Raw genomic sequence first — 5,877 nt, forward strand, 5'->3', positions numbered from 1 at the left:
TTTTTTTTTTTTTTTTTTATTTGGTTTATTACCTCCTACCCTCGGTGCCCGGGGGCCCCCCCCCCGGGCCCCCCCCGGGGGGGCCGCCCCCGGGGGCGGGGCGGTCAGAGCCGGTCGAGGACCTCGCGCAGGGCGGTCACCTCGGCGGACTGGGTCCGCACGACGTCGTCGGCGAGCGCCTTGGCCGTGGCGTTGCGGCCGTTCCTCCGCTCGTCCTTCGCCATCTCGACGGCGCCGTCGTGGTGGGCGATCATCAGCTCGGCGAACCTGCGGTCGAAGGCCCTGCCCTTGACGGCGGCCAGGTCCTTCATGTCCTGGTCGGACATCATCCCGGCCATGCCGTGGGAGCCCTCGCCGCCGGAACCGTGACCGGCGGACACGGGCCTGCCCCAGCCCTTGAGCCAGGCCTTCATCTTCTGGATCTCCGGGTCCTGGGCCCGCTCGATCGCGGCGACCAGCTTCTTGACCTCGGGGTCCTCGGCCCGGCCCTCGGCGAGCTCCGCCATCTCCAGGGCCTGCTCGTGGTGGGGGATCATCATCTGCGCGAACATGACGTCCGCGTCGTTGAAGGCGCCGGGGGCCGAGGCCCCGTCGGCGGACGCGGAGGCGGGCGCGGAGGCCGAGGCGGACGCGCCGCCGTGGCTCGTACCGCCGTGGCCCGTTCCGTCCGTCGGGTCGTCCGTGCCGCAGGCGGCGAGCAGGAGCCCGGTCGCGGTGACGGCGCCGAGGAGGGCGAACTTCCTGGTGGTGCGGTGGGTGAAGGCACGCATGTGGGTGACACCTCGTGTGCTGGTCGTACGGAGAAGGGCAGGCCGAAGCGTTCACGGGCAGCGCGAGGCGCCCGCGGGGCGGTACGGCCTAGATCCGCAGGACGGACAGCTGGGCGAGGTCGGGAGGACGGGGCGGCGGCGCGTGCGGCCCCGGCGCGGCCGTGAGCCGCGCGAGGAGGAGGGCGAGCCAGTCGGGGCGCCGTCCGAGGGCGGCCCGGACGAGCCCCGCGAGCAGCCAGCCGGCGAGGACGGCCACGCACAGGGTGGTCATGTCCATCGCCGTACCCGGCTCGTGCCCGGCGGAGGAGCCCTCGTCGCCGTGGGCGCCGTGTGCGGCGGCCCCTACGGAGGTGGTCCCCGGGTCGCCGCCGGAGCCCTCGGGATGGCCGACGGTGTGCATGAGGAACACCCCGAGCGCGAGCACGACGACGAGCAGAAGGTGCGTCAGGGCACCTTCCGCTCGTCGACGGCGTTCCGCTCGGTGTGTACGCACGGCCAGGACCTCCTGGCCGGTGAATATACCGTGCGGGGGTATCAGGGCCGTGTGAAGGGCCGTGCCTCGGCCGTGTCACGACGGCCCTGCGGGCCGTGTCAGGGCGCGGGTGTCTCGCCCGCCATGGCGGCGGCCATCCGCAGGTGCGGCGCGGCCTCGTCCGCGCGCCCGAGCCGCTCCAGGGTGCGTCCGAGCATCAGCCGCGCGTAGTGCTCGACCGGGTCGCGCTCCAGGATCGCCCGCAGCTCGGTCTCGGCCCGGGAGAGCTGGGCGGAGTGGTAGTAGGCCCGCGCGAGCAGGAGCCGCTGGGCCGTCTGGTCCGGGTGCTCGGCGACCAGACCGCGCAGGATGCGGACGGCGGTCCCGTACTCCTTCGCGTCGAAGAAGAACCGCGCGCGGTCCCAGCGTTCTCCGGCTGTTCCGAACTCGTAGTACGTGTCGCTCACTTGCTCTCCCTTTCCGGAGTGCCGGATCTGCCACCCTGTGGGGTGGTCGACCAGGACAACACGCCTGGATGGTTGAACATTCCACAAGGATGGGTCGAGCGTCATGAGCAACCTTGATCGTCACGCCACGCTTTCCGTGTGCGGCGGCCGCGGATTCGTCGTCGCCGAGCCGGTACGGGAACTCCTCAGCCCCCGCCACGTCCGGCTCGGCGAGTCGACCGAGGTCCGCCGGCTGCTCCCCAACCTGGGCCGGCGGATGGTCGGGGCCTGGGCCTTCGTCGACCACTACGGCCCCGACGACATCGCCGACGAACCCGGCATGCAGGTCCCGCCGCACCCGCACATGGGCCTGCAGACCGTCAGCTGGCTCCACGAGGGCGAGGTCCTGCACCGCGACTCCACCGGCAGCCTCCAGACCGTCCGGCCGCGCGAACTGGGCCTGATGACCTCGGGACGGGCCATCTCCCACTCGGAGGAGAGCCCCGCCCCGCACGCCCGCCTCCTGCACGGCGCCCAGCTCTGGGTCGCCCTCCCCGACGCCCACCGCCATGTGGAGCCGCACTTCGAGCACCACGCCGACCTGCCCCGGGTCACCGGCCGGGGCCTCACGGCCACGGTGATCCTGGGCGAGCTGGACGGAGCCGCCTCGCCGGGGACCACGTACACCCCGCTCGTCGGCGCGGACCTCGCCCTGACGGCCGGCACCGAGGCGGACCTCCCCCTCGACCCCGACTACGAGTACGCGGTCCTGGCGATGTCCGGAGAGGCCCACGTCGACGGCGTCCCGGTCCTCCCCGGCTCCATGCTCTACCTCGGCTGCGGCCGCACCGAACTCCCCCTCCGCGCGGTCTCCGACGCCGGCCTGATGCTCCTCGGCGGCGAACCCTTCGAGGAGGAGATCGTCATGTGGTGGAACTTCGTCGGCCGCACGGACGAGGAGATCCGCGAGGCGCGCGAGCAGTGGATGGCGTCCGACCGCTTCGGCGAGGTCAAGGGCTACGACGGCGACCGCCTCCCCGCCCCGGAACTCCCGGCGACCCACCTGAAGGTGCGGGGGCGGGTGCGCTGACGAGGCCTTCCCTCCGGAGGCCGCTCCCGAAGGAGGTCCGCCCCGGCCTGTCCGCGGCTTGAGAGGTGCTTCCGGGAGGGGGGTCTCCGGCGGTGCGCCGTCCGCACGCGGTGGCGTTCCGCCGGACGGGGTACTTCGTCAGCGTCGCCGGACGCCGTGCGCACCGGGGAATCGGCGACTCGGTAGCTTCTCGACCCGGTGGCTCGCGCGAGGACGCCCGTCGGCGCTCCTGTGAGCCCGTCGACGATGGCCCGAGGCGAGGAGAGCAGCATGTCCCGACCCGTCACTGTGGGAGTGGACGGCTCTGAAGGAAGCGTGGCTGCGGTGGACTGGGCCGCCGACGAGGCGGCGCTGCGCGGCGACGGCCTGCGGCTGGTGTACGCCACCCGGTGGGCGGAGCATCAGCTGGGGGCGATGAAGGTGTCGCACGAGGACCGGGCCGGTGACGCGGAAGGCGTGCTGGCCGTGACCGAGCGCCGTGTCGGTTCGCGGCGGCCGGAGCTCGCCCTGACCGCCGACGAGATCGAGGACGCCCCTGTCAGCGTGCTGCTCGCGGCCGCGGGCGAGGCGGAGATGCTCGTCGTGGGCTCGCACGGGCTGGGCAGCGTCCGCGGGTTCGTCGTCGGTTCGGTGGGCCAGGAGGTCGTCGCGGAGGCGCGGCGCCCGGTGGTTCTCGTCCGCCCCGGATACGGGACCGACGGGGCCGCGGTGCCCGAGCGGCGGAAAGTGGTCCTCGGTCTCGACGTGATCGAGGGCGAGGACGAGGTCCTGCACTTCGGGTTCGACTTCGCCGGACGGCACGGTGTCCCGCTGGAGGTCGTGCACACCTGGCACGACTCCTTCGTCCACCACTCCACGGCGGCCACGCGGGAGGAGAGGGCGGCGGCGCTCGCCCGTGCGGTGCGGCCCTTCCGGGACAGGTTTCCGGCGACGGAGGTGACGGAGGTGTCCGCTCCGGGGCGGGCGGCCGAGCATCTCGTCGAGGCCGCGTCGGACGCGCGCCTCGTGGTCGTCGGCCGGCGCAGGGCGGCGAGGGGCTCCCACATCGGATCGGTCACCCACGCCGTCATCCACCACGCCTCCTGCCCCGTGGCGGTCGTTCCGCACGCCTGACGGGGAGAACGGACGGGGGCGGGGCGACGTCCGCGTTGCGCTGTCCTCGGCGCGGCGGGCCCGCAACCAGGCTGGTGGCACGGAACCGCCCGAGCACAGAGCCGAACCGGGGCCCGCACCTCGCTCCTCCAGGTGCCGGCGTTTCACATCCGTGGGGGAGCGGCTCTTGACCTCGATCGCGCTTGAGGTACGACGATGATCCACATGACCACGGAATCCACGTCCCACGCTGCGGACATCGAAGCGATCACCCGGCTCGTCGCCACCGTCGAGCACGCCCAGCAGAACAAGGACCCCGAGGAGTTCCTCGGCCTGTTCCACCCCGACGCGATCTGGACCACGGCCCACGGCAAGGTCCTCCTCGGCCTCGACGCCATCTCGGAGTTCACCCGCAAGGTCCTCCCGGCGGCGAGCTGGGACGGCAAGGTCACCTACGAGGTGGTCCATGTGCTCTTCATCCGCCCCGACGTCGCCGCGGTCAAGGTCCGCCAGCGGTACCTCTCCCCGGGCGAGGAGAGCGAGGGCGCCCCGCTGTACGTCCTCTCGAAGCAGGCCGACGGCCGCTGGCTGCTGACCGCCTGCCAGAACACCGGCGTCCTCGCCGGCTAGCGTGCCCGTCGGTCGTGTCCGGAGCCGGCTCGTGAGGGCTCCCGGACCGGATCGAACCGCGTGCGGTCCGCCCGCCGGCCCGGTCTGACGACCAGGGACGGCGGGCGGCGGCGGGCCTCCGCGCCGAGGAGGGCAGGGGAGGCCGGATGGCGCGATCCGATCCGATGCGGGCCGCGCGTCCGTCGTGCACTGTGGAAGGTGCGGTGGCGCGCCTGCGGGCCCTCCGCCCCTCACCGCTGCGGCGCGACGGGCGGCGCCGCCAGGAAACGGACGACCCAGCGAACGTCAGGAGACGCACATGTCCGAGGCTGTCGACCCGACCCGGCCGGTACTGGAGCCCGCGGCCGCGGCCTTCGCGGAGGCGACCGCCCAGCGGCCCTTCCTGTTCGAGCTGCCCCCGGCGGAGGGGCGCAAGGCCGTCGACGACGTGCAGTCCGGCGAGATCGACAAGCCGGCGGTCGACGAGGAGTGGACCACCGTTCCCGGCGGCCCCACGGGCAGCGTCAAGGTCCGGGTCGTCAGGCCCGCCGGTGCCACCGGCACGCTCCCCGTGATCCTCTACGTCCACGGAGCGGGCTGGGTCTTCGGCAACGCCCACACCCACGACCGGCTCGTGCGCGAACTCGCCGTCGGCGCGGGAGCCGCGGTCGTCTTCCCCGAGTACGACCTCTCTCCCGAGGCCCGGTACCCGGTGGCCATCGAGCAGAACTTCACGGTCGCGCGGTGGATCGTGGACCAGGGCGCCATCCAGGGCCTGGACCCGACCCGTATCGCCGTGGCCGGTGACTCCGTCGGCGGGAACATGACCGCCGCGCTCACCCTGATGGCCAAGGAGCGCGGCGGCGTCCCGCTCGTGCACCAGGTGCTGTTCTACCCGGTGACCGACGCGAACTTCGACACCGGCTCGTACCACCGGTTCGCCGAGGGGTACTTCCTGCGCCGCGACGGCATGCAGTGGTTCTGGGACCAGTACACCACCGACGAGAACCAGCGGGCGGAGATCACCGCCTCCCCGCTGCGGGCCACCACCGAGCAGCTGTCCGGACTGCCGCCCGCCCTCGTCATCACGGGTGAGGCCGACGTCCTGCGCGACGAGGGTGAGGCCTACGCCGAGAAGCTGCGCGAGGCGGGGGTCCCGGTCACCGCCGTACGGTTCCAGGGCATCATCCACGACTTCGTCATGCTCAACGCCCTGCGCGAGACGCAGGCCGCGCAGGGCGCCATCACCCTCGCCGTCGCCACCCTGCGCACGGCCCTGCACTGACGCCCGCCGCGGCGGGCTGCCGCGGGGGGGGGGCGGTGTGCGCCGGGCGCGGGACGGGGGGGGGCGCGGGTTCGAGTGGTTCGTGCGGGTGCACAGGGTGTAAAAAAGGGTGG

Annotated in this window: 7 protein-coding genes; 4 read left to right on the forward strand and 3 right to left on the reverse strand. The window is 73.1% G+C overall.

What is annotated here, in order from left to right; genetic code table 11:
- Window positions 1-104: 104 nt before the first annotated feature.
- The 3 genes from ABT129_RS37855 to ABT129_RS37865 all read right to left on the reverse strand — a co-directional run bounded on the left by ABT129_RS37855 (window position 105) and on the right by ABT129_RS37865 (window position 1,709).
- The gene (locus ABT129_RS37855; RefSeq protein ID WP_351910789.1) at window positions 105-770 is read right to left on the reverse strand and encodes a DUF305 domain-containing protein; all 666 of its coding nucleotides are present in this window, start codon (window positions 768-770) and stop codon (window positions 105-107) included.
- Window positions 771-858: 88 nt separating this feature from the next.
- Entirely contained in the window at window positions 859-1,263 is a 405-nt protein-coding gene (locus ABT129_RS37860; RefSeq protein ID WP_351910791.1) for a DUF6153 family protein, read from the reverse strand.
- Between the two features lie 98 nt (window positions 1,264-1,361).
- Window positions 1,362-1,709 carry a tetratricopeptide repeat protein gene (locus tag ABT129_RS37865; protein WP_351910793.1) on the reverse strand — a complete coding sequence of 116 codons (348 nt, stop codon included), beginning with the start codon at window positions 1,707-1,709 and terminating at the stop codon, window positions 1,362-1,364.
- Between the two features lie 103 nt (window positions 1,710-1,812).
- On the opposite strand from ABT129_RS37865, the gene ABT129_RS37870 reads away from it, so the two are divergent.
- The 4 genes from ABT129_RS37870 to ABT129_RS37885 all read left to right on the forward strand — a co-directional run bounded on the left by ABT129_RS37870 (window position 1,813) and on the right by ABT129_RS37885 (window position 5,764).
- A complete protein-coding gene (locus ABT129_RS37870) occupies window positions 1,813-2,778 on the forward strand; it encodes a pirin family protein (RefSeq protein WP_351910795.1) in 966 nt (321 codons plus the stop codon).
- A gap of 270 nt (window positions 2,779-3,048) precedes the next feature.
- Window positions 3,049-3,891, forward strand: a complete 843-nt coding sequence (locus tag ABT129_RS37875; RefSeq protein ID WP_351910797.1) for a universal stress protein — start codon at window positions 3,049-3,051, stop codon at window positions 3,889-3,891.
- A 195-nt stretch (window positions 3,892-4,086) separates the two neighbouring features.
- Window positions 4,087-4,500, forward strand: a complete 414-nt coding sequence (locus ABT129_RS37880; protein WP_351910799.1) for an SgcJ/EcaC family oxidoreductase — start codon at window positions 4,087-4,089, stop codon at window positions 4,498-4,500.
- 298 nt (window positions 4,501-4,798) lie between these two features.
- Complete coding sequence (locus ABT129_RS37885; protein WP_351910800.1) at window positions 4,799-5,764, forward strand: alpha/beta hydrolase; 966 nt, start codon at window positions 4,799-4,801, stop codon at window positions 5,762-5,764.
- The last annotated feature ends 113 nt before the right edge of the window (window positions 5,765-5,877 follow it).

The organism is Streptomyces sp. NPDC002057 (genome assembly GCF_040296665.1).
GTDB lineage: Bacteria > Actinomycetota > Actinomycetes > Streptomycetales > Streptomycetaceae > Streptomyces.